Raw genomic sequence first — 20,281 nt, forward strand, 5'->3', positions numbered from 1 at the left:
TTTTTTCTTCTCTAAAATGTATGATGTGAGCCGTTAATTATGCCAAGCCGTTTCACTTATAGATCCCAACAAGAATAAACACGACACCAATGAAAATGAACACGAGCTTTGCATAGGATAGCTGCCCTGCAATTTGATAGATTCCAATCGTCATCGTGATAATAAAAATGAGTGGCCCGATGATCGCCAATATACTATTGATGACCACCGCTTTCCGTACATCATTTGTGATTAAAATGAGGATGGCTGCCGTCAGTTCAATGGCAGCGGATAAGAACCTCATGCCTGCCATTGCAGCGACCGACGGGTGTAGACCTGGGAGAAATTGTTTCATATAGAACCTCCAGCTTTTTTTACACTATATGCTTGACCAGCTGGAAGTAGTCTTGTTTTTCAGGAAGGAAGAGAGATGAATGAGAGAATTGAGAGAGGGCCAGTCTTGAGGAGTCATTTTTCAATAAAAAAAGACTGTAAACACGAGGTTTACAGCCTTTTTTCGTTCATTACGCTCTTGAAACGTATGAGCCGTCTGATGTATTAATCACTAGTTTATCTCCTTGGTTCACAAAGAAAGGAACGTTGACGATTAAACCAGTTTCAGTTTTTGCAGGTTTTGAACCGCCTGATGTTGTGTCACCTTTAATACCAGGCTCTGTTTCTACTACTTCTAGTTCTACTGTGTTTGGAAGTTCTACTCCAAGTGTTTCAGCACCGTACATCACGATTTGAACAGACATATTTTCAAGCAAATATTTCAGCTCATCTTTAATTTGTGCTTCACTTAGTTCAAGCTGCTCATAAGAACTTGTATCCATGAAGACATGCTGATCGCCATTAGCATACAAGTATTGCATTGTTTTTGTTTCGATTTGAGCTTTCGCTACTTTTTCGCCTGCGCGGAATGTTTTTTCTTGAATGGCACCAGTACGCAGGTTACGCAGTTTCGAACGAACAAACGCTGCGCCTTTCCCTGGTTTTACGTGCTGGAAATCCACTACTCGCCAAATACCGCCGTCCACTTCAATTGTCAGGCCAGTACGAAAATCGTTTACTGAAATCATTTTGTCATCCTCCTACATTTCACCATCATAATATGATAAGTTCTTTCGGTGAGTGGGTCAATCGTTTATTGCCGTCAGCTGTCAGGACAATATCATCCTCAATTCTCACGCCGCCGACATCTGGCAAGTAAATCCCCGGCTCAACTGTGACGACCATTCCCTCTTCTAAGACGACCTCTGATCGTGAGGAAAGGCCTGGCGCTTCATGTACTTCCATACCTAGCCCGTGCCCGGTTGAATGCCCGAAGTATTGACCATAGCCGTACTTTTCAATGATGTCTCGTGTGATGCGATCAGCTTCTTTTCCTGTTAAGCCTGGCTTGATTCTATCCACACCAGCGTTTTCTGCTTCTAATACGATATGATAAATTTCCTTTAGCTTGTCGCTTGGTGTTCCGACAGCAATCGTTCTTGTCATATCAGAACAATAGCCTTTATAGTAAGCACCGAAATCGAGTGTCACTAAATCACCAGATTCAATTACCTTTTCACTCGCTCTTCCGTGCGGCAGGCTTGAACGAACACCAGAAGCAACAATCATATCGAATGAAGATCCTTCAGCACCTTCTTTTCTCATGAAAAATTCAAGCTCGTTCATGACAGCAATTTCCGTCAGGCCCGGCTTGATGTAAGTGAGAATATGATCAAAGGCGTGATCTGCAATCTTCGCAGCTTCCTCTAATATCTTAATCTCTTCACTAGACTTAATCAAGCGCAACTTTTCAACTGATTCAGAGACTGGAACAAGCTCTATATCACCTGCTTTGGCTGCGTACTGCTGATATGTGGCAAATGTCATATGGTTTTGTTCAAACCCAAGGTGTTTTACTCCAAATTCCTTCGCCGTTTGGGCAGCCGTTTCCACAATGTTTCCTTTGTGTTCAATGATGTCATAACCTTTGACTTGGTCCTTCGCTTGCTCTGTATAGCGGAAGTCCGTGATAAAAGCTGCCCGGTCCTTTGAAACAACTGCAAGGCCAGCAGATCCGGTAAAGCTGGTCATGTACTGTAAATTAAAGCTGCTCGTAATGACAAGGCCATCGATCTCTAATTCACTTAAAAGTGTTCTTAGTTTTTCAAGTTTCATGATACTGCTCCCCCTTCACTGACTAAATAACGAATCGCCAATTTATACCCTTCTAAGCCAAGCCCAACGATTTGCCCTTGGCATACTGGAGCAAGTACAGAATGATGGCGGAATTCCTCTCTCTTATGAACATTTGAGATATGTACTTCAATGACAGATAAAGAAATACTTGCAATGGCATCTCTCAGCGCATAGCTGTAGTGGGTAAATGCACCCGGGTTAAACACGACTCCATCGTACTGATCTTCTGCTTCGTGGAGCGCATCAATCAAATCCCCTTCGTGATTCGATTGAAAGAACGTTAATTGAATGTTTGCTCGTTCTGCAAACTGGAACAAATCTGTCTCTAAATCTGTCAGCGTCTTACTTCCATAAACAGCAGGCTCTCTTTTGCCAAGCCTATTTAAATTGGGTCCATTCAGTACAAGAAAATGAGGCATATGACCACTCCTTCACCCTAATTCAATCTATATTGAGATCTGTTTCTTTTTCCTTAGAAACCTTTCGTTTCCAAAAATATTTTATCATATGAATAGGTGATTTACACTTTATTCTGTCTTTTTCCCGAGTGCCCTCGCAAGCTTTTGACTCGTCAATTCATTATATTCAAACGAAATGCTGTACCCGACAAACATGCCATATAAAATATATAGGCAAAATGTCGTTACAATGGTGCTTTGCTGCAAGTCTTGTACTTGCTTTACATCTGGGAAAATGGGATTAAATACGTAAAAAACGAGCAGCCATAAAAGCCCGCCATAAACCAGACCCATCCAAAAGCCTTTGATCCTTTTTAAAAGCCCATAATAAATAAAGGCGGCTCCAATCGATAAAATTCCTAACAGCATAATACTTATAAAAGTACCAAGTCCTCCCTTTTTCCACTCTCCAAGCACAAATGGCTGAAGCAGCATGTTAGGACTCACCTCTGAAAAATGGAACACATAGGTCAGAAACCCGATAAAGCCCCAAAAAACACCGCCTACAAAGCCTGTAGCAGCTGCTCTTGCCACAAGTGATGTCGTTTGCACGGACTGATTTTTTTCTTCTTGGTTTTTCTTTTCATCACGTTTCATTTGTGAACACCTCCAGCAAGTAGTATGTCCAAAATGTCATGAAAAAAAAGGATTTCCATGCGTGAGTGTAAAATTTTTAAAACAGGGTATACTGGCTAAAAAGAGGTAGATAGAATTCTAGTAGATAATCGACCTGGGCGCTAGTGATTTCCCCTCATTTCCTGTACAATAAAGGTATAAGGAAATGCATGTAAATTACAGGAAACAGGCAGGTTGATGAAATATGTCCAATCAAACAAAACCTCCAGCTTATGGAGGGCAGGCAGTTGTCGAAGGTGTCATGTTCGGAGGTAAGAAGAACTATGTGACAGCGATTCGGCGAAAGGACCAGTCCATTGAGTTTTTGAAGCTTCCCCGGACCTCCAATAAACGAACCGCCTTTCTCAAGAAAATCCCCTTTGTCAGGGGTGTTGCTGCACTTGTTGAAGCAAGCGCAAACGGCAGTAAGCACTTAAACTTCTCCAGTGAGCGATATGACTTAGATCCTTCTGAAGATCATACTCTTGAAAAAGAACAAAAAGGCTCGAAATTATCCATGATTTTCGGCATTGCTGTGATCGGAGTTCTCTCTCTTCTCTTTAGTAAATTTGTCTTTACCCTGGTACCTGTCTTTTTAGCAGAGCTTGTGCGTCCCATCTTTTCAGGGAATTTCGCACAAATCGCAGTGGAAACATTCTTTAAATTGGTCCTTTTATTAGGCTATATTTACTTTATTTCCATGACCCCTTTAATTAAAAGAGTATTTCAATATCATGGGGCAGAACATAAAGTCATAAACTGCTATGAACAGAACCTTGACATCACAGTGGAAAATGTCCAAAAGCAATCCCGTCTACATTATCGATGCGGCAGCAGCTTTATTTTATTCACTGTCATTGTTGGAATGTTCGTCTATTTACTCGTACCGACAGATCCTTTATGGGTGAGAGTTCTGAACCGCTTGGCGCTCATTCCGGTTGTTCTGGGCATTTCATTTGAAGTGCTTCAGCTCACGAACAAACTCCGAGAAGTGCCTGTACTTAAAGTGCTTGGCTATCCTGGCCTTTGGCTGCAATTGCTTACAACAAAAGAACCTTCTGACGATCAAGTCGAGGTAGCCATTGCAAGTTTTAATGAACTTCTTCGTTTAGAGGAAGCATCTCTAAAACAAGCGTCAGATTCTGCTCATCAAGTGATCTAACTTATAAATCCGGTAAATTCCTTCGGAGGTGGACAGTTATGAATCGCCGAGTACATCCTGCTTTTACCATTATTTTCGCTTTAGGTGTTTTGGGATTTGTGTACTTACTCACAACGAACCCAGGCAGACTTTTTACAATGCTGCTGTCTGTTGTGATCATTGGAGCGGCCCTATTTTTCCTATTTAGATGGCTGATGAATCGAAGAACTGGAACAGAAGGCAATCTTTATCGCAAAGCAGTCAAACAATCAAAACGTCGCTACCAGCAGCCTAAACCAAAAACGAAAAGCCAGATGAAAAATCGGGTCACTCATTTGCGAAGCGTGCCGACTGACCACAAGTCTAAGCCCGTCCTTCTCAAAAAGAAAAGCCAAACACATTTGACTGTGATTGAAGGCAAGAAAAACAAAAAGAAGAATCGCGCCTTATTTTAAAATGTCCAGCTTTTTAAAAATTGCTCGGCCTTCTGTCTGCCTAGATCGACGAGCGCCTTTTTCTTTTCTGTCATGAGTTGAAAATCAGTGGCAATGACGTGTTCTACAGGAATAAAAATAATATGACGTTCGTGTTTTGTGGCGATATGTCTTTCGTCATGAGCACCACGCATCGTTTCAAAAAGAGCGCCAAACAGTTCAAACGCATTGCGGATGGAGTGTTGTGGGCGTTCTTTTTCGTTTGGCGTTAATGTGACACCGACGAATGGTCTTTTTTTCTCTTCAGCAAACAGCCAAATTGGAAAATTGCTAAGCACTCCTCCATCTACAATGGTACAAATGCCTTTTGAAGACTTCAGTTTGACAGGTTCGAAAAAATAAGGCAGGCTGCAGCTCATTCGAATGGCCCTTGCCACGGAAAACCGCTCTGGATTTAGGCCATATGAAGGAAGGTCGTCTGGCAGTACGAGGATTTTTCCATTCGTTAAATCGGACGCAACAATTTTCAGCGAATCTTTTTTGAGGTCTCCAAACACGGTGACCCCTTTTCGTTTTAGCACATCAGTCAGCCATTTTTCCAGCCGGTCTCCTTTATAAAGACCAAGACGCCAGTAAATGGATACCCACCTAAGCATTTTAAACGGGATGAATTGACATCTTCTATCAAGCAATTGATGCTCATCCATTTCATCTAAAAGCTCCCGAATTTCCTGGCTTGTAAAACCTGCTGCGATGAGTGAAGCAATGATTGCTCCAGCACTTGTACCAGCAAGACGGACAAATTGAAATCCTCTCGCTTCAAGCGCTTCATAGGCACCAGCAAGCGCTGCCCCCTTAATGCCTCCACCTGAGAACACACCATCTATCTTCATCAAGGAGCCCCCTTTGATTTCACGCTAATAATAGTGTAGGAGCATTTGCTTTCAATTAGAACTTTAATCAAAAAGGACACCCATGCTAAGGGTGTCCTTTTTGATTAAGATTCTTGATTTGTTTGTTCGTTTTTCTTTTGAATCGCTTTCAGCTGAACAGATCGCTCATCGTTTTCTTCAAAAAATTGAACGAGATCGCCGATGCGGTCAATGCTATTCCAGCTGAGATGATGTTCAATGCCTTCTACATCATCATAAATTTTCTCTTCATCTACACCAATGATTCTTAAAAATTGCTCCAGCAGTTCATGTCTGTATACGAGACGTTTTCCAATTTTTTTGCCTTTCGGGGTTAAAATTAGACCACGATACTTCTCATAAATGAGGTATTCATCTTTATCTAGCTTCTGAACCATTTTTGTTACAGAGGAGGGATGGACAGCGAGTGCTTCTGCAATATCAGAGACTCTGGCATATCCTTTTTCTTCTATCAGCATATAAATTTGTTCAATGTAATCTTCCATACTAGGTGTAGTCATAAAACCCCTCCATAATGCACCTTTACTTAATAATCAACCCAATTCTACACCATCGTTCATTAAAAAACAAGGAGTGTCCATCGTCTTAACGCTTGTAATTCCAATCATCTGAGGCATATTTCGTTTTGGCGAGATGATGGACAAACGCTAATTCTTCATCTGTCAGCTCATAAGGTTCAAGCTCAATATTTAATCCTTTTTCAAATCCTCTTTTAAACGCAACACGCGCATCGTCTATCGTACAAGTTCGGTCTGAGATTTCATTGATGGCAACCGCTTTGTTTTTAAAGCTTCGCTGCATCCGCTCTCTTACTCGGTCGTTAGGATAAAGGAACAAATCGAATAATTTATCCTCATCAAGGTCAATTAAAATAGATCCATGCTGGAGGATGACACCTTTTTGTCTCGTCTGAGCACTGCCCGCTACCTTTCTGCCTTCTACAACAAGCTCGTACCAAGAAGGGGCATCAAAGCATACAGAAGATCTTGGGTTCTTTAAGCTTTCCTTTTCTTTATCTGTACGAGGAATGGCAAAATACGCATCGAGTCCCAGCTCTTTAAAGCCTTCTAAAATGCCTTCTGAAATGACACGGTACGCCTCTGTCACCGTTGCTGGCATTTCTGGATGTTCCTCTGACACAATCACGCTGTAGGTCAGCTCCTGGTCATGTAGTACTCCTCGTCCTCCGGTTGGTCTGCGGACAAATCCAAGACCATAGCGCTTGACAGCTTCTAGGTTGATTTCTTTTTCAACGTTCTGAAAATACCCAACAGATAATGTCGCCGGATCCCATCCATAAAAGCGGATAACAGGCGGAATGAGCTTCTCACTATGCCAATAAAGCAAGGCTTCGTCCATTGCCATGTTAAAGGCAGGGTCTTGGTTTCCTGAATCAATGAAACACCATTTCTCTTTTTGCATATAAAATCCCTTCTCTTTTACGTAGTCAATGTTAGATGATGGTGGTGACCACCGGTTTTCTCTCTTCATCAGTCTATCAAATAGGAACGGAATTGAAAATAATTCTTACCATTTATGATGACAAGTTTCTTATGCTTTACTATAATAGTATTTGTCTAAAACGTACCATCAGACAGGCTACTGTGCTGATGCTCAAGAAGGAGTCGAGTTGTATTGTCAATGTTCAACTATATCGTCCTCTCACTTTGTGGACTTTTTGTTCTTTATTCCATCGGCAGCTACATTTATCAGCAGCGCATTATGAAAACGCTGACGGAAGCAGAATTTATTAAAGGTTACCGCAAAGCCCAGCTCATTGATGTGAGAGAGCCAAATGAGTTTGAAGGCGGACATATTTTAGGGGCAAGAAATATCCCTCTTTCCCAACTAAAGCAGCGCAAAAATGAAATACGTCCTGACAAGCCTGTTTATCTCTATTGTCAAAATAATTTCAGAAGTGGAAAAGCAGCCCAAACTTTACGTAAAAATGGCTGCCGTGAGATTTATAATTTAAAAGGCGGCTTTAAAAAATGGGGCGGCCGCATTAAAACGAAGAACTAACAAAAAAGACTCTGGGAGCATGATTCCCCCTGAGTCTTTTTTCTTTATTTTCTTTCAAAAACGAGAACGGGATTCCGAGCGGCCTTTGTTTCGTCCATACGTTTCACGACGGTTGTATGCGGCGCTTCCTGCACCACTTCAGGATTCTCTTCTGCTTCTTTCGCAATTTGAATCATTGCTTCGATGAATGCATCAAGTGTTTCTTTTGATTCTGTTTCGGTCGGTTCAATCATGATACATTCCTCTACATTGAGCGGGAAGTAGATCGTTGGCGGATGGTAGCCGAAATCAAGTAATCGTTTGGCAATATCCAGTGTCCGCACACCTAATTTTTTCTGACGTTTACCTGAAAGGACAAATTCATGCTTACAGTGACGATCAAACGGCAAATCATAATGAGCGCTTAAGCGGCGCATCATATAGTTCGCATTTAACACGGCATTATCGGTTACAGCCTTTAAGCCGTCTGGCCCCATAGAGCGGATGTACGCATAGGCTCTGACGTTAATGCCAAAGTTGCCATAGAATGGCTTCACGCGCCCGATTGATTCCGGACGGTCATATTCAAAGTAAAAACGACCTTCCTTCTTTACAAGCACCGGCTTTGGCAAATACGGAATTAAATCTTTTTTAACGCCAACTGGACCTGAACCAGGACCTCCGCCTCCGTGTGGGCCTGTAAAGGTTTTATGAAGATTTAAGTGGACAACATCAAATCCCATATCCCCTGGTCTTGCTCTACTTAAAACCGCATTCAAGTTGGCTCCGTCATAATAAAGTTTACCACCTGCTCCGTGAACGATTTCAGCCATTTCTAAAATATTTTCTTCAAAGAGGCCAAGTGTATTCGGGTTTGTAAGCATTAAAGCAGCTGTTTCTTCATTAACAACGCGGCGTAAATCTTCTAGATCAACAAGCCCGTTTTCATCAGATGCGACAGTAATGGTTTCAAATCCAGCGACTGTCGCAGATGCCGGGTTCGTTCCATGAGCAGAATCAGGCACAATGACTTTTGTACGCTGATGATCTCCTCTTGCTTCATGGTACGCACGGATCATCATGAGTCCCGTCCACTCGCCATGTGCTCCTGCCGCAGGCTGTAATGTCACAGCGTCCATCCCCGTAATTTCTTCAAGATGTTCACCTAGATCGTATAGTAATTCTAATGCACCTTGTACAGTGTCTGCCTCTTGTAGTGGATGGACCTGCGAGAAACCTGCAAGGCGTGCAACCTTTTCATTAATCTTTGGATTATATTTCATCGTACAAGAGCCAAGAGGATAAAATCCGGAATCGACCCCATGATTGCGTCTTGATAATGCTGTATAATGACGCATAATATCAAGCTCAGATACTTCAGGAAGCTCAGCATCCTCATCACGGATGTACGTCTTATCAAATAAAGACGGGATCTCCTGTTCAGGTACATCTAAATCAGGCAGGCTGTACCCAATTCTTCCTTCTTTAGATAATTCAAAAATAAGCGGCTGATCTTGTTTATTCATGGCGATCCCCCAATTCCTTGATAAACGTATCAATTTCTTCTTTTGTTCTCAGCTCTGTCACGGCTACAAGCATGTGCTGCTGAAGCTCTGGGTAGTCTAGCCCTAAGTCGTAGCCGCCGATGATTCCTTTTTCAAGCAATCGTTTATTGGCTTCTTTCACAGGCTCCTGTAACTTGATCACAAATTCATTAAAATGAGCCCCTTCTACATCCGCCTGCAGTCCATATTTTTCTGCCTGCGTCTTGGCATAATGGGCTTTTTGCACGTTTTGATAGGCGATGTCTTTTATGCCTGTTTTCCCTAGTGCCGTCATGGCAACAGAAGCAGCTAACGCATTTAATGCTTGGTTCGAGCAAATATTTGACGTCGCTTTATCTCTTCGAATGTGCTGCTCACGCGCTTGAAGAGTCAGGACAAATCCACGAACACCATTTTCATCTTCTGTCTGCCCGACTAATCGACCTGGCACTTTTCTCATCAACTTTTTCATCACAGCAAAATATCCGCAGTGAGGTCCGCCAAATGCAGCTGGGATACCGAACGGCTGCGCATCACCAACGACAATGTCTGCCCCAAGTTTTCCAGGCGGCGTCAATAGCCCGAGTGCGAGGGGATTGCTAGAGACAATGAACAGGCTTTTTCCTTTGTGTGCAAGGGGTTCAATGTCTTTTAACGGCTCGACGACACCAAAAAAGTTTGGATATTGCACGAGAACTGCTGCTGTATCATCGCAGACGGCCTTTTCCAGTGCAGCTAAATCTGTCTGCCCTTTTTTCGCAGGCACTTCAACAACTTCAATGTTTTGTCCTTTGGCGTATGTTTTCAGCACCGCTCTTGATTCAGGGTGAACCGTTTCAGAAACCACCACTTTTTTCTTCTTTGTGTGTCCCGCAGCAAGCATTGCCGCTTCAGCTAGTGCCGTCCCGCCATCATACATCGAGGAGTTGGCTAGATCCATACCAGTCAGCTCAGCAATCATTGTTTGAAATTCAAAGATCGCTTGCAATTCACCTTGCGAAATCTCCGGCTGATAAGGTGTATACGCTGTATAAAATTCAGAGCGTGAGATAACATGATCGACAATGACAGGCTGGTAATGATCATATACACCAGCACCAAGAAACGATGCATAGGAAACTGTATCCTTATTCTTTGCAGCTAGCCGGGATAATTCCCTGACAAGCGCTGTTTCAGATGCGGCTTCTTTGATGTTGTATGCTCCTTTGAATCTCACCTTCTCTGGGATATCTGAAAAAAGCTCATCAATCGACTGAACGCCGATGACATCCAGCATTTCTTTTTGATCTTGCTCTGTTTGCGGCAAATACCTGTGCTTCATCCTCTATTCCCCCTCGTTATTTGGCTCTTTTATAAAATGGTGTTGCGACGATTTTGGCTTTTAGACGTTTTTTGCGAACTTGTACTTCCACCTCTGCCCCAATCTCCGCTTCTGAGGTTTCGATCAAAGCAAGCCCGACATTTTTCTTTAATGTTGGGGATTGAGTGCCCGTTGTGACAAACCCAACCTGCTTTTCTCCTGAAAAGACTGGATAATCTGTACGCGGAATCCCTTTTTCAATCATTTCAATGCCGACAAGCTTTCGCTTCAGTCCCTCTTCTTTTTGTTTTTTAAGTGCTGCTTTTCCGATAAAATCAGCTTCTTTATCCGTTTTGACAGCAAAACCAATTCCGCCTTCTAATGGAGAAATATCCTTTGTCAGCTCCTGGCCATAAAGCGGAAGCCTTGCTTCAAATCTCAAGGTATCACGTGCACCGAGTCCGCACGGTATTAATCCTTTTGGCTGCCCCGCTTCTAATAAAGCGGACCAAAGGTGGACCGCATCTTCTGACTGGCAGTAGATTTCAAAGCCATCTTCCCCTGTGTAACCTGTTCTAGAAACGAGCACTTCTTTATTTGCGACCTCAGCTTTTGATAAAAACGTAAAAGGTTTAAGCGATGTCACCTCTTCATCCGCCACCTCTTTGATGATGTCAGCTGCAAGAGGTCCTTGAAGCGCTAGCAAGGCGGTTTGATCAGATATATTTTTGATCAATACGTCATCCTTCTCTTGGTGCTTCAAAAGCCAATCCACGTCTTTATCGATATTTGATGCATTGATGACAAGTAAATAGTGGTTCTTTTCTTTTTGGTAGACGAGCAGGTCATCTACCGTTCCGCCATCTTCATAACACATGGCTGTATATAGTGCCTTACCGTCTGTCAGCTTAGACACATCATTGGTTAATAACCTTTGTAAAAAAGGAAGGGCATCTTGACCTTTGACGTCCACCTCACCCATGTGAGACACATCAAAAAGCCCTGCTTTTGTTCGAACAGCTTCATGTTCTTCTTTAATGGAAGAAAATTGGACAGGTAATTCCCAGCCCCCGAAGTCAATGGTTTTTGCGCCAAACGTTTCATACGCATGAAAAAGCGGTGTTCGTTTCAACATCAATCGTTTCCCCCTTTTTTTTAGTGCAAATGCAAGCTGAATTTTCAGAAAAAAATCACAGCAAAAAAGGACAGAGCGCTCCCTTTTATCAAAAAGAGGTCTCTGTCCTTGCACCTGAAAGTTTACAGCACAACATCATTGTGCGTTTTCCCCTTTGGTGGTTTGCTAAAACGATCAGCAAACACTCTCCAGAGTTGCGTCCGGTAAGAGTACTTTTGCCTGAGAGATTCACTGAATCATTCAGCTTGCTCCTTCGGCGCCTGCCAGTGCAAAATAACCGCCAAGTCTCTCCCCATACCATCATCCGCTCATATTTTTCACATTTATTGGACATACTATCAAAATGGGTGACTTATTTTCTAGATCACTTATCAACATCCTACCATTAGAAATGGATGGAGAGCAACAGAAAAATCATTAACATTTTCAAAATAACCTTTCGATATCGTTCGCTTTTATTCATATATCTAGTCTTTTAGAGACCTCTTTAAAAATGAAGCGTTTAAAAACAGAACAATTTATCAGATCCTACTAGAAAGGCAGGCGACCACATTGAATATTCAAACGATTTTTGATCAGGAATGGGCAAATGAATTTCAGCAGCGGCTTTCATCAGACGGCCCCTGGGCGAACTGGGATATGTATCGATTAGCGACGCAGGTTCAAAAAGTCACAGCCATTGATTCATTCGAGGGGCTGCAAGCTCCTGCGCACCTGCCTGCATTCACACCTTTACAGCACCAGCTCGAAGTAGCCAGAAGAGTCGTAGAAGAAATGAATGGGAAAGCCATTCTAGCAGATGAAGTGGGACTGGGTAAAACCGTAGAAGCAGGACTCATTATCAAAGAATACATGATTCGTGGACTTGCCAAAAAAATTCTTATTCTTGTCCCCGCCTCCCTTGTATCTCAGTGGGTACAGGAGCTGCGGACGAAATTTTATATTGATGCTGTTGAACAAAAAAAGAGCTATGTGTGGGAGCAGTGCGACGTTGTCGTTTCTTCCATTGACACAGCCAAAAGACAGCCGCATCGAGACACGATTTTATCGATTGCCTACGATATGGTCATTATCGATGAAGCACACAAACTGAAAAACAATAAAACGAAAAACTATGAATTTGTGAGAAACCTGAATAAGAAGTTCTGTCTACTGCTGACAGCGACACCTATTCAAAACCGGATCGGAGAAATATTTAATCTCGTTTCCCTTCTGAAGCCGGGCCACCTAGGAAATGAACATCAATTTAAAGATATCTTTGCCAAAAAGGACTTGCAGCTTGAAGACCATGACCGATTAAAACAGCTCGTCAATAAAGTGATGATTCGAAACCGAAGACAAGACACAGGCATCGAGTGGACAAAACGGCATGTCAAAACGATTTCCATTGATTTTTCTCCGACAGAACAAGCATTGTATGATGAAATCTGCAAGCTGAAAGAGAATCCGTCTTATACAAAGCATATGTTTTCCATTATGACCTTGGAACGAGAATGCTGTTCAAGCCGTGAGGCAGTTTATATGACGATTAAAAAAATGCAGGAAGAAGAAAAGCATATTCTCGGCTCTTCTGCTATAGCGCAAATCATGGAGAAAATCAATCAAGTGGAGCAAAACTCAAAGGCGCTTGAAGTAGTCAAACTCATTCAACAGTTAAATGAAAAGGTCATTATTTTCACCGAATACCGCGCGACACAAATTTATTTACAATGGTTTCTACAGCAAAATGGCATTAGCTCCGTGCCATTTCGGGGCGGCTTTAAGCGGGGTAAAAAAGATTGGATGAAAGATTTATTTAGAGAACGGGCGCAAGTGTTAATTGCTACAGAAGCTGGCGGTGAAGGGATCAACCTTCAGTTTTGTAACCAAATCATCAACTACGACCTCCCGTGGAACCCGATGCGTTTAGAACAGAGAATCGGACGTATCCACCGCCTTGGTCAAGAACGAGATGTCCACATTTACAATATGGCAACGAACGGAACAGTTGAAGAGCATATTTTAAAGCTTTTATATGAAAAAATTCAGCTGTTCGAAAACGTCATAGGCGATTTAGATGATATTTTAACGAGAATTGATATTGATGATGTCGAAACAGAGTTGCATCAAATTCTCTTCCAGCATGAATCCGATGGAGACATGAAAAAGAAATTAACCCAGTTTGCTTCTTACTTAACTGAAGCACAAACACCACTTTTAGAAAAGAGACAGCAGGGCTCATAAAGGAGAGTTGATCAATGGAGCAGCATGACATTCACACCTTTCTTCTCCGTTTTTTCAAGGCGAATCAATGCAGCATATTAGAAGAAAGTGCAGGACATATGACCGTACAGCTGACAATCGAAATGGATAAATTGATTATGAACCGTCCTTTTTATTGGCACTGGCTTGAAAAAACTGGCGGTGTACCTGAACCGCGGCAATTGACTTTCATCACAGATCAAAAAAAAGCGGGTGATACGGTCAGCGGTGAATTCATCCATTTCGGCTCCCCCCGGTTATTTCAAATATTTGAGGCGGTCAAACAACAGGGCCGTTTTATCCGGCTTTATGAACGAGTCAGCCCGCTCACGAACAATCAGATCGCACTTGAGCCATGGCTTGGTCTCAATGTAAAAATTTCTTACCTTGCAGACCGGAAGAAGGATAAGCTTTTATCATTAGGACTCCATCTTATACGCGGAGAAGTCATTGAACAATTTCAAGAAAAGCTGGAAGCTCGCGAGCTGTCGTCTCAAATTCCCGATTATTGTTTTACGATGAGTACAATGATTAAGCCAGAAAGCGGAATCAAACGGCTCTACAGCCTTATGGAACGTTATGCCCTTGAGGAACCGGACGACTGGGCAGTGCGAGCTGTTCAAAAATGGAAAGAAGACTCCGAACTTTTAAACCAATTTTATGAAGGGACTTCAGACACATCTGTAGAATATAAAATAGAAAGGCAAGCACTCAAAACTTTATACGAACCAAAAATCAGTCTTACGATTGAAAATGGCGGACTTTTTTACTTACAGCAAAAAAGAGGAGGTTGACCCATAGTCCCCTCCCCTTTTATGTGACTTACAATTTTCGATCAGTCTAAAGCTAAGTTTGTCTGTTTGTATTGGGCGGAAACATGACGCAAGCAAACTATGAGGTCTTACCACCTATGTCTTTCCATTTCATGCGTTAAGTGCCTGAAATACATGATTCAGTATTTTAGGAGGGTATTTGTATGGAAAAGAAAACGAACAAATTAGACAGTGAATGGGTTCAATTATTACGTGAAGCTCGCAAGGCAGGACTAACAGTTGAAGAAGTCCGTCATTTCCTCAAATCAAATGAAAAGTCCTCTGAGTCTCCCCCTCTGGTAAGAAGTCATTCTATCAAACCTTTCTGAATGTGCTATAATATCGAAAGGAAGGTGATGACATTGATTGGCCAGCGTATTAAACAATACCGCAATGAAAAAGGCTACTCACTATCAGAACTGGCCGAAAAGGCTGGGGTAGCGAAGTCTTATTTAAGCTCAATAGAAAGAAACTTGCAAACAAACCCCTCCATTCAATTTCTTGAAAAAGTCTCCGCTGTTCTGGACGTCTCGGTTCATACACTTTTAAACGAAAAAGATGAAACCGAATACGATGGTCAATTAGATAGTGAATGGGAAAAACTAGTTCGAGATGCAATGACATCAGGGGTTTCGAAAAAGCAATTTCGTGAATTTTTAGATTATCAAATCTGGAGAAAAAAGCAAGAAGAGGAGTAAAGCGCACGTTTTAGCGCATACTCCTCCAATTGCTATGCAGATCTTGATATCAGCCTAAAGACTGGCTTTATTTTTTATCTTCGCTGTGTGCTTTTTCGTTTTCTTTCACGTAGCCTTTTTCATCCGTATGCTTTTTTGGATTGATCGTTAAACCATTCCACTGAGTCGCTTCGAAGGAAAGATCAATTTGAATCGCATCGCCTTGGTATTTATTTTGGATATAGTGACCAGCTTTATCCTTCGTCTGGTCATTGATAAATTCAATGGTCATTTCCACTTTATCGTAATCAAACGGATTCTTTGGAATGCCGTCATACTCTGGAGCCACTGTTCCATCAACAGTTGCTACATTAATTTTCCCACTTTCATGTAAAAACTTCTCATCGACGGCATGACGAAGCTTTTCAAATGCGGTCTGATCCTGTTTTGACGTTAATTGATGCAAGTCAAGCAGGTTTGCATGGTCTAAAATAATGTTTTTCGGATAACCATTTCCACCTTCGGCTCCAACCGTCAGAACACTCACCTGAAACTGACTGAGAAATTCTTCAGCTGTATTCTTACCGCCATTCTTCGCGGAAGATCCATCTGTAAACTGGCTATAATCAAGACTCATCAGCACTTGGTTTATCGCTAGTGATCCCTTATTATCAAAATGAAATTCTTTCTTGATCCGATCACCAGGTTTTAAGTTCGAAAGGTTGATGGCGCCGGAGTTCTCTTTAGCAGATAAATCCAGCTCTCCTGTCGAGTAGACCGCATTTGCCTTTTCAAAATCATTAAACGCCGCCCATGTTCCCCCGCCGATTAATGCAAGACCTAAAGCCCCTGATAATACACCTAAACGAATTGATTTCTTCATTGCCATGAATAATAAACCCCCTAATATTTTGTTTTATTGAAACCTGATTAGGTTACAAACGATTTAAGCTTGTTCCTCTGACATATGTACATCAGCCGTGTGTCTACGGTGTTTCGCTGCGCCCACAAAATGAATGGTTGAATAAACAAGCAGCATGACACCCGGTATAATAAGGAGCAAAGCAGTTCCAGCTGATGTCCCTGCATACGAAAGAAGCTTTCCTGCATAAGGAATGTTCACTCCCATATACTGCGCAGTCACCTGATCCGCTTTTACCAGCGTGCCGTCCTGATACATATTATTGTCACCCTTCGTCTCAAACGCTTTATTTGCATCCTTTCCCTTCACCCCAACAATTCGGTGGGTCACAAAGGACTGATCCTGCTTTGTTTGGAACGTAATAATATCTCCTTTTTTGAGCGTCTCAGGTGAGGCGACCTGCTTTACAACAATCAGTGACCCAGCTGAAAATTCTGGTTCCATCGAACCTGATAATACTTGCTTCAATTGATAACCGAAAATCTGAGGTTCTCCTCCTGTTGTTCTTGATGACAACACGACAATAATTGAGGCTATCATCACCGTGAACACCACCACATAAAGAATACTCCCAGACATCTTCATCCATTTTTTCATGATCCCTTCTCCCCTTCGCCTATCATTTCTCGATTTAAAAGACAGCTCCATTTAGGACGCCTTTTCTTGACACTTTGAGAGCACCATCTGTTTAGACCAAAAGTACGCCTGATCAGATGCGCCAAATCCTTTAGGATAAAAGATTTTAAATGCATAGATTCCATTTGTTTTTGCTTTATCTGTCGTGACAGTCGCTGTTTCTTGCGACAATAGGGACTTTATGGAGCCCTTTTCAAGAATATGACCATCTTGTAATGGCTCCTGACCATTTCCCACTTTATGTAATTCCCACTTCCATTCAGAGTACGCAATAGGCTGTCCACTATTTTTTAGTGTCATGCTCAGCCTTTGAGGTGCGCAGACTGTTCCTTCGATCATCGTTTGATCGACAAGCTCCAATTGACTTCGATCCCATTTTTTAGGCTGACAATGCTGATCTGTCTGTTCAAAGTTTTCACATGTTTTCATTACAAAATTTTTGTGCTCGACATCGTTAAAAGAGGCATTCGTGGGTGTCATGAGGAAAGATGTCAACATCAAACAAATGGCACAAAAAAGGACAAAGAGCGACTGTTTCATTAATCCCTTCAACTCCTTGAACGATTGTTCTTTAAAAAGAACGATTATATACAGTATAAGGAAATACCTATAAAACCCAAAACGTCAAATTAGTTCATTTTGTTCTTAAACAAGAACCATTGCGAGAAAATTCTTCCATTTTCTCATTCTTTCGCCATATTCAATATTTTTTTGTGTGACATTTGTACTTCTTAAAACTTACATAAAAATGTAGGATTTGGTCAGGATATGAAGAGGTGAGGTGATGTTAAGTGAAATATGGAAAAATCATAATCATGCTCAGTTTACTGCTGAGTCCTATGATGCTAGACGTCAAACCTGTGGATGCGAGAGGTTTGACTGCCGCCGCAGACCAATGGGAAACGCGAGCAGTCAAAGAAGCCAAAAAAAGATACCCGCTAACGCAAGTCTTATTTAAACAAAAAGTATGGGACCGCCACCGCGATAAGGAATCTGTAAAACAGTATCATATTACGTTAAAAGACCATACAAAGGAATTTGGGGTGTTTGTCACCATTTCCTATAATCCTTACTCAAATAAGGTGAATAAAGTGATTGTTGTGGAGGAATACAACTAAAATGGCATAAAAAAACCGCCTGCTGGCGGCTTTTTACTTTCGTCGATGTCGCTGACGTTTTTTAAGCATCATGGAGAAGCCAAACGGCAGAACCCCAAATAATCGCTGTGAAAACGGCGGTTTCGTTTCCATTTTTTCTTGTTTGTGTTCCTTCCGTTCGTCTCGTGGTGTATTCATATATTTAATGATTTCCTGCGTCATATATTTTACATAGTCATTTGTTTTCAAGCACATTCACCTCTTCTTCCTTCAAGTGTTACCAGAAAGAGGATGATTTTATACACTGGCTAATCAGGGTTTGCCCATCTCATGATTTCACCGGTCTTCCAATCCAGCATCAGCTCCCGCTCATCGGATAAGCCATCCTTTGTTTTCACCCTCACCAAAGCGAGGACACGTTTTTTCTGTTGATCGCATTTCATCTGCTTCAGTGTCACATGGCCTTCTTCTGTATCAATATAGATCTTCTGCTTTTCACAAATGCGTTTTACTGAGCTGGCAGCTTCACTCACACCCACCCTAAAAAGATGCTGTTTTTTATAAAAAGAAATCGTGAGCTCTTCACTTCTCAGCTCTTTTTGAAAGCCCATCGTTATCGCTCCTAGGATCAAGAGAAAAAATAGGATCACAGCAAGCACATGCGGATAGATAAACCCTTCCTCTCTTTTCACGATTTAGGAACCACCCCTTTATATGTGAAAAAAACGGCTTCATGAACCTTACCAGATCCATCTGTGACTTTCAGGATGGCTCTATGCTGACTCGTTCTCACCTGAAATTGTTTCACCTTGTGCAATAAAGGAAGATGTCCAGCTTGATCCGTACGTTTTCGAAGCATCTCTTGATATGGCTCAATCGTTACCACTCGCCCTTGATCAGATACATACTCTAACGCATTACCTCCTTGCACCGATCGAACTGCCGTTGCACGGCTTAATTCCTCATCTAATTGCAGGACAGTTTGTTTCCACTCCATTTGTGAAAATCGGTTAATCTCTTCAAAAGGAAGGGCTTTCTCAGCTGTTGAAAAGATCAGTACACAGCCAAAAGAGAGGAACAAAAATAGCTGCAATTGCCACAAAGCCTGGACAAGGGTAAAACCTTGTTCACCGTTCCGCAACCTGGTGAAAGCATATGGTCTGCTTTTTTTGCAATTTGTATGATACACATCCCTTCTCTTTACTCCAATTGAATACATATGTGTTGTCGCCTCGCTTCTTTTTGACAGACGATTTTTTACCTTCTATGAACGCTTCATTCATCTGTTCATGCAAGATTTGGTAAGCATCGAGTTTGGCTCTTACTTCCTTTTTCCCCATCATGATTTTTTCATAGGCCGGCATAATCACAACGGATGCAAATAGGAAGATATGACAAGCAAACAGCGTTTCAATCGTACTAAACCCTCTATTGCTTTTGAACATGGATTCGCCCGCTTCCTAAATAAATCGTGAGTTTATACGTTTGACTGCCAAATTCGACAATGAGAGATCCACCGCTGCTTGGATGTCCGTTTTCATTAAAATAGATACCTTGCGAGAATGTAGAAGTCTTGATGCTGCCCTTTTTATGCTGATAAGAAGCAATGACTTCGTTACTCTTTTGATCTATTACCTTATAAGATACATGCGGCGGTTGGATCTCAACATGCACACGTGTTTTTTTGATAAATGCAGTATATGATGCCAATTGAAGATCTTGTTTCATGAGGTTTACTTGTCTTTTGGCTTCAGTGCTTACTATTAAATTTGGGATTTTCATTCCTATGATCGACAATAGAATCGATAGAACTAGTAAGATCATTAGCTGCTCTATGAGGGTAAAACCCTTCTCATGTAAAAGTAATTTATTCATGCTTCACGTTGCCGTTTTGAATGACAATCGCTTTTCCATTAGGACAGGTTAATCCCTTTTTAACATAACCTTCTTTTTCTAACTCAGCTAAAGATGGCGTCTTCCCATCATGCTCCAATTCATACGCCATCACTTGTGTGCTGACCATTGATTTGAGCCCTTCACAGCCCTTTGCTTGAATTGCTTGGTGATGACGTGTGATATTCGGTATGGTAATGAGTAAAAGAATGGATATCACGAGCATGACAATTAACATTTCTAACAGGGTAAACCCTTTATCATTCATGTCTTT

General features: G+C 41.8%; 28 protein-coding genes and 1 riboswitch. Of the genes, 8 read left to right on the top strand and 20 right to left on the bottom strand.

Annotation, left to right across the window (positions count from 1 at the left end; translation table 11 throughout):
* Positions 1 to 52: 52 nt before the first annotated feature.
* The 5 genes from MHI46_RS11280 to MHI46_RS11300 all read right to left on the bottom strand — a co-directional run bounded on the left by MHI46_RS11280 (position 53) and on the right by MHI46_RS11300 (position 3,224).
* A complete protein-coding gene (locus MHI46_RS11280; protein ID WP_024422953.1) occupies positions 53 to 334 on the bottom strand; it encodes a YqhV family protein in 282 nt (93 codons plus the stop codon).
* 169 nt (positions 335 to 503) lie between these two features.
* Positions 504 to 1,061 (bottom strand): elongation factor P, encoded by a 558-nt coding sequence (gene efp, locus MHI46_RS11285; protein ID WP_024422954.1) that lies wholly within the window; start codon positions 1,059 to 1,061, stop codon positions 504 to 506.
* 25 nt (positions 1,062 to 1,086) lie between these two features.
* Positions 1,087 to 2,151, bottom strand: a complete 1,065-nt coding sequence (locus MHI46_RS11290) for a Xaa-Pro peptidase family protein (RefSeq protein ID WP_342503254.1) — start codon at positions 2,149 to 2,151, stop codon at positions 1,087 to 1,089.
* Positions 2,145 to 2,588, bottom strand: a complete 444-nt coding sequence (gene aroQ, locus MHI46_RS11295; RefSeq protein ID WP_034280247.1) for a type II 3-dehydroquinate dehydratase — start codon at positions 2,586 to 2,588, stop codon at positions 2,145 to 2,147. The genes MHI46_RS11290 and aroQ overlap by 7 nt, the downstream gene beginning before the upstream one ends.
* A gap of 108 nt (positions 2,589 to 2,696) precedes the next feature.
* The gene (locus MHI46_RS11300; RefSeq protein ID WP_126681603.1) at positions 2,697 to 3,224 is read right to left on the bottom strand and encodes a YqhR family membrane protein; all 528 of its coding nucleotides are present in this window, start codon (positions 3,222 to 3,224) and stop codon (positions 2,697 to 2,699) included.
* Between the two features lie 223 nt (positions 3,225 to 3,447).
* Between MHI46_RS11300 and MHI46_RS11305 the strand changes: the two genes are divergently transcribed.
* The gene (locus MHI46_RS11305) at positions 3,448 to 4,404 is read left to right on the top strand and encodes a DUF1385 domain-containing protein (RefSeq protein ID WP_039179902.1); all 957 of its coding nucleotides are present in this window, start codon (positions 3,448 to 3,450) and stop codon (positions 4,402 to 4,404) included.
* A gap of 38 nt (positions 4,405 to 4,442) precedes the next feature.
* Complete coding sequence (locus tag MHI46_RS11310) at positions 4,443 to 4,838, top strand: SA1362 family protein (protein WP_039179905.1); 396 nt, start codon at positions 4,443 to 4,445, stop codon at positions 4,836 to 4,838.
* Here MHI46_RS11310 and MHI46_RS11315 read toward each other — a convergent pair.
* From MHI46_RS11315 to MHI46_RS11325, 3 genes are all read right to left on the bottom strand, one after another.
* On the bottom strand, positions 4,835 to 5,710 hold the full coding sequence (locus MHI46_RS11315) for a patatin-like phospholipase family protein (RefSeq protein ID WP_047202281.1): 876 nt from the start codon (positions 5,708 to 5,710) through the stop codon (positions 4,835 to 4,837). The genes MHI46_RS11310 and MHI46_RS11315 overlap by 4 nt on opposite strands.
* A 104-nt stretch (positions 5,711 to 5,814) precedes the next feature.
* The gene (gene mntR / locus MHI46_RS11320; RefSeq protein WP_003215946.1) at positions 5,815 to 6,249 is read right to left on the bottom strand and encodes a transcriptional regulator MntR; all 435 of its coding nucleotides are present in this window, start codon (positions 6,247 to 6,249) and stop codon (positions 5,815 to 5,817) included.
* A gap of 85 nt (positions 6,250 to 6,334) precedes the next feature.
* Positions 6,335 to 7,171, bottom strand: coding sequence for a biotin/lipoate A/B protein ligase family protein (locus tag MHI46_RS11325; protein WP_039179911.1), 837 nt, complete (start codon positions 7,169 to 7,171; stop codon positions 6,335 to 6,337).
* A 219-nt stretch (positions 7,172 to 7,390) separates the two neighbouring features.
* Here MHI46_RS11325 and MHI46_RS11330 point away from each other — a divergent pair, with 219 nt between their 5' ends.
* Complete coding sequence (locus MHI46_RS11330; RefSeq protein ID WP_039183198.1) at positions 7,391 to 7,771, top strand: rhodanese-like domain-containing protein; 381 nt, start codon at positions 7,391 to 7,393, stop codon at positions 7,769 to 7,771.
* Between the two features lie 44 nt (positions 7,772 to 7,815).
* Here the strand turns inward: MHI46_RS11330 and gcvPB are convergent, their stop codons facing one another.
* The 3 genes from gcvPB to gcvT are packed head-to-tail and all read right to left on the bottom strand — an operon-like array spanning position 7,816 to position 11,729.
* A complete protein-coding gene (gene gcvPB, locus MHI46_RS11335; protein ID WP_039179914.1) occupies positions 7,816 to 9,276 on the bottom strand; it encodes an aminomethyl-transferring glycine dehydrogenase subunit GcvPB in 1,461 nt (486 codons plus the stop codon).
* Positions 9,269 to 10,615: an aminomethyl-transferring glycine dehydrogenase subunit GcvPA gene (gene gcvPA, locus MHI46_RS11340; RefSeq protein WP_064497593.1), complete on the bottom strand. Its 1,347-nt coding sequence runs from the start codon at positions 10,613 to 10,615 to the stop codon at positions 9,269 to 9,271. Before gcvPA ends, gcvPB begins: the two co-directional genes overlap by 8 nt.
* 16 nt (positions 10,616 to 10,631) lie before the next feature.
* Complete coding sequence (gcvT, locus tag MHI46_RS11345; protein WP_260774197.1) at positions 10,632 to 11,729, bottom strand: glycine cleavage system aminomethyltransferase GcvT; 1,098 nt, start codon at positions 11,727 to 11,729, stop codon at positions 10,632 to 10,634.
* 197 nt (positions 11,730 to 11,926) lie between these two features.
* Positions 11,927 to 12,033, bottom strand: a riboswitch (glycine riboswitch).
* 248 nt (positions 12,034 to 12,281) lie between these two features.
* Between gcvT and MHI46_RS11350 the strand changes: the two genes are divergently transcribed.
* The 4 genes from MHI46_RS11350 to sinR all read left to right on the top strand — a co-directional run bounded on the left by MHI46_RS11350 (position 12,282) and on the right by sinR (position 15,480).
* On the top strand, positions 12,282 to 13,952 hold the full coding sequence (locus MHI46_RS11350) for a DEAD/DEAH box helicase (RefSeq protein WP_260774199.1): 1,671 nt from the start codon (positions 12,282 to 12,284) through the stop codon (positions 13,950 to 13,952).
* Positions 13,953 to 13,966: 14 nt separating this feature from the next.
* Positions 13,967 to 14,764, top strand: coding sequence for a YqhG family protein (locus MHI46_RS11355; RefSeq protein WP_260774201.1), 798 nt, complete (start codon positions 13,967 to 13,969; stop codon positions 14,762 to 14,764).
* A 182-nt stretch (positions 14,765 to 14,946) separates the two neighbouring features.
* Positions 14,947 to 15,111 carry an anti-repressor SinI family protein gene (locus MHI46_RS11360; protein ID WP_073206269.1) on the top strand — a complete coding sequence of 55 codons (165 nt, stop codon included), beginning with the start codon at positions 14,947 to 14,949 and terminating at the stop codon, positions 15,109 to 15,111.
* A gap of 33 nt (positions 15,112 to 15,144) precedes the next feature.
* Positions 15,145 to 15,480, top strand: coding sequence for a transcriptional regulator SinR (sinR, locus tag MHI46_RS11365; RefSeq protein ID WP_024422969.1), 336 nt, complete (start codon positions 15,145 to 15,147; stop codon positions 15,478 to 15,480).
* A 67-nt stretch (positions 15,481 to 15,547) separates the two neighbouring features.
* Here the strand turns inward: sinR and MHI46_RS11370 are convergent, their stop codons facing one another.
* The 3 genes from MHI46_RS11370 to tapA are packed head-to-tail and all read right to left on the bottom strand — an operon-like array spanning position 15,548 to position 17,557.
* Positions 15,548 to 16,348: a TasA family protein gene (locus MHI46_RS11370; RefSeq protein WP_039179929.1), complete on the bottom strand. Its 801-nt coding sequence runs from the start codon at positions 16,346 to 16,348 to the stop codon at positions 15,548 to 15,550.
* Positions 16,349 to 16,405: 57 nt separating this feature from the next.
* A complete protein-coding gene (locus MHI46_RS11375) occupies positions 16,406 to 16,978 on the bottom strand; it encodes a signal peptidase I (protein WP_047202287.1) in 573 nt (190 codons plus the stop codon).
* Between the two features lie 51 nt (positions 16,979 to 17,029).
* Entirely contained in the window at positions 17,030 to 17,557 is a 528-nt protein-coding gene (gene tapA, locus MHI46_RS11380) for an amyloid fiber anchoring/assembly protein TapA (protein ID WP_059374880.1), read from the bottom strand.
* 299 nt (positions 17,558 to 17,856) lie between these two features.
* Between tapA and MHI46_RS11385 the strand changes: the two genes are divergently transcribed.
* On the top strand, positions 17,857 to 18,135 hold the full coding sequence (locus MHI46_RS11385) for a DUF3889 domain-containing protein (RefSeq protein ID WP_231120214.1): 279 nt from the start codon (positions 17,857 to 17,859) through the stop codon (positions 18,133 to 18,135).
* Between the two features lie 33 nt (positions 18,136 to 18,168).
* Here MHI46_RS11385 and MHI46_RS11390 read toward each other — a convergent pair whose 3' ends face one another.
* Genes MHI46_RS11390 through comGC form a run of 6 tightly spaced genes read right to left on the bottom strand, consistent with a single transcriptional unit; the run spans position 18,169 to position 20,275 of the window.
* Positions 18,169 to 18,363, bottom strand: a complete 195-nt coding sequence (locus MHI46_RS11390; protein ID WP_024718846.1) for a YqzE family protein — start codon at positions 18,361 to 18,363, stop codon at positions 18,169 to 18,171.
* 59 nt (positions 18,364 to 18,422) lie between these two features.
* Complete coding sequence (comGG, locus tag MHI46_RS11395) at positions 18,423 to 18,806, bottom strand: competence type IV pilus minor pilin ComGG (protein ID WP_260774208.1); 384 nt, start codon at positions 18,804 to 18,806, stop codon at positions 18,423 to 18,425.
* A complete protein-coding gene (gene comGF / locus MHI46_RS11400) occupies positions 18,803 to 19,333 on the bottom strand; it encodes a competence type IV pilus minor pilin ComGF (RefSeq protein ID WP_260774210.1) in 531 nt (176 codons plus the stop codon). The genes comGG and comGF overlap by 4 nt, the downstream gene beginning before the upstream one ends.
* Entirely contained in the window at positions 19,242 to 19,559 is a 318-nt protein-coding gene (gene comGE / locus MHI46_RS11405; RefSeq protein ID WP_260774211.1) for a competence type IV pilus minor pilin ComGE, read from the bottom strand. Before comGE ends, comGF begins: the two co-directional genes overlap by 92 nt.
* Positions 19,543 to 19,989 carry a competence type IV pilus minor pilin ComGD gene (gene comGD, locus MHI46_RS11410; RefSeq protein ID WP_260774213.1) on the bottom strand — a complete coding sequence of 149 codons (447 nt, stop codon included), beginning with the start codon at positions 19,987 to 19,989 and terminating at the stop codon, positions 19,543 to 19,545. Before comGD ends, comGE begins: the two co-directional genes overlap by 17 nt.
* On the bottom strand, positions 19,982 to 20,275 hold the full coding sequence (gene comGC, locus MHI46_RS11415) for a competence type IV pilus major pilin ComGC (protein WP_024422977.1): 294 nt from the start codon (positions 20,273 to 20,275) through the stop codon (positions 19,982 to 19,984). Before comGC ends, comGD begins: the two co-directional genes overlap by 8 nt.
* Between the last annotated feature and the right edge of the window lie 6 nt (positions 20,276 to 20,281).

The organism is Bacillus sp. FSL K6-1000 (genome assembly GCF_038630785.1).
Taxonomy (GTDB): domain Bacteria; phylum Bacillota; class Bacilli; order Bacillales; family Bacillaceae; genus Bacillus; species Bacillus safensis.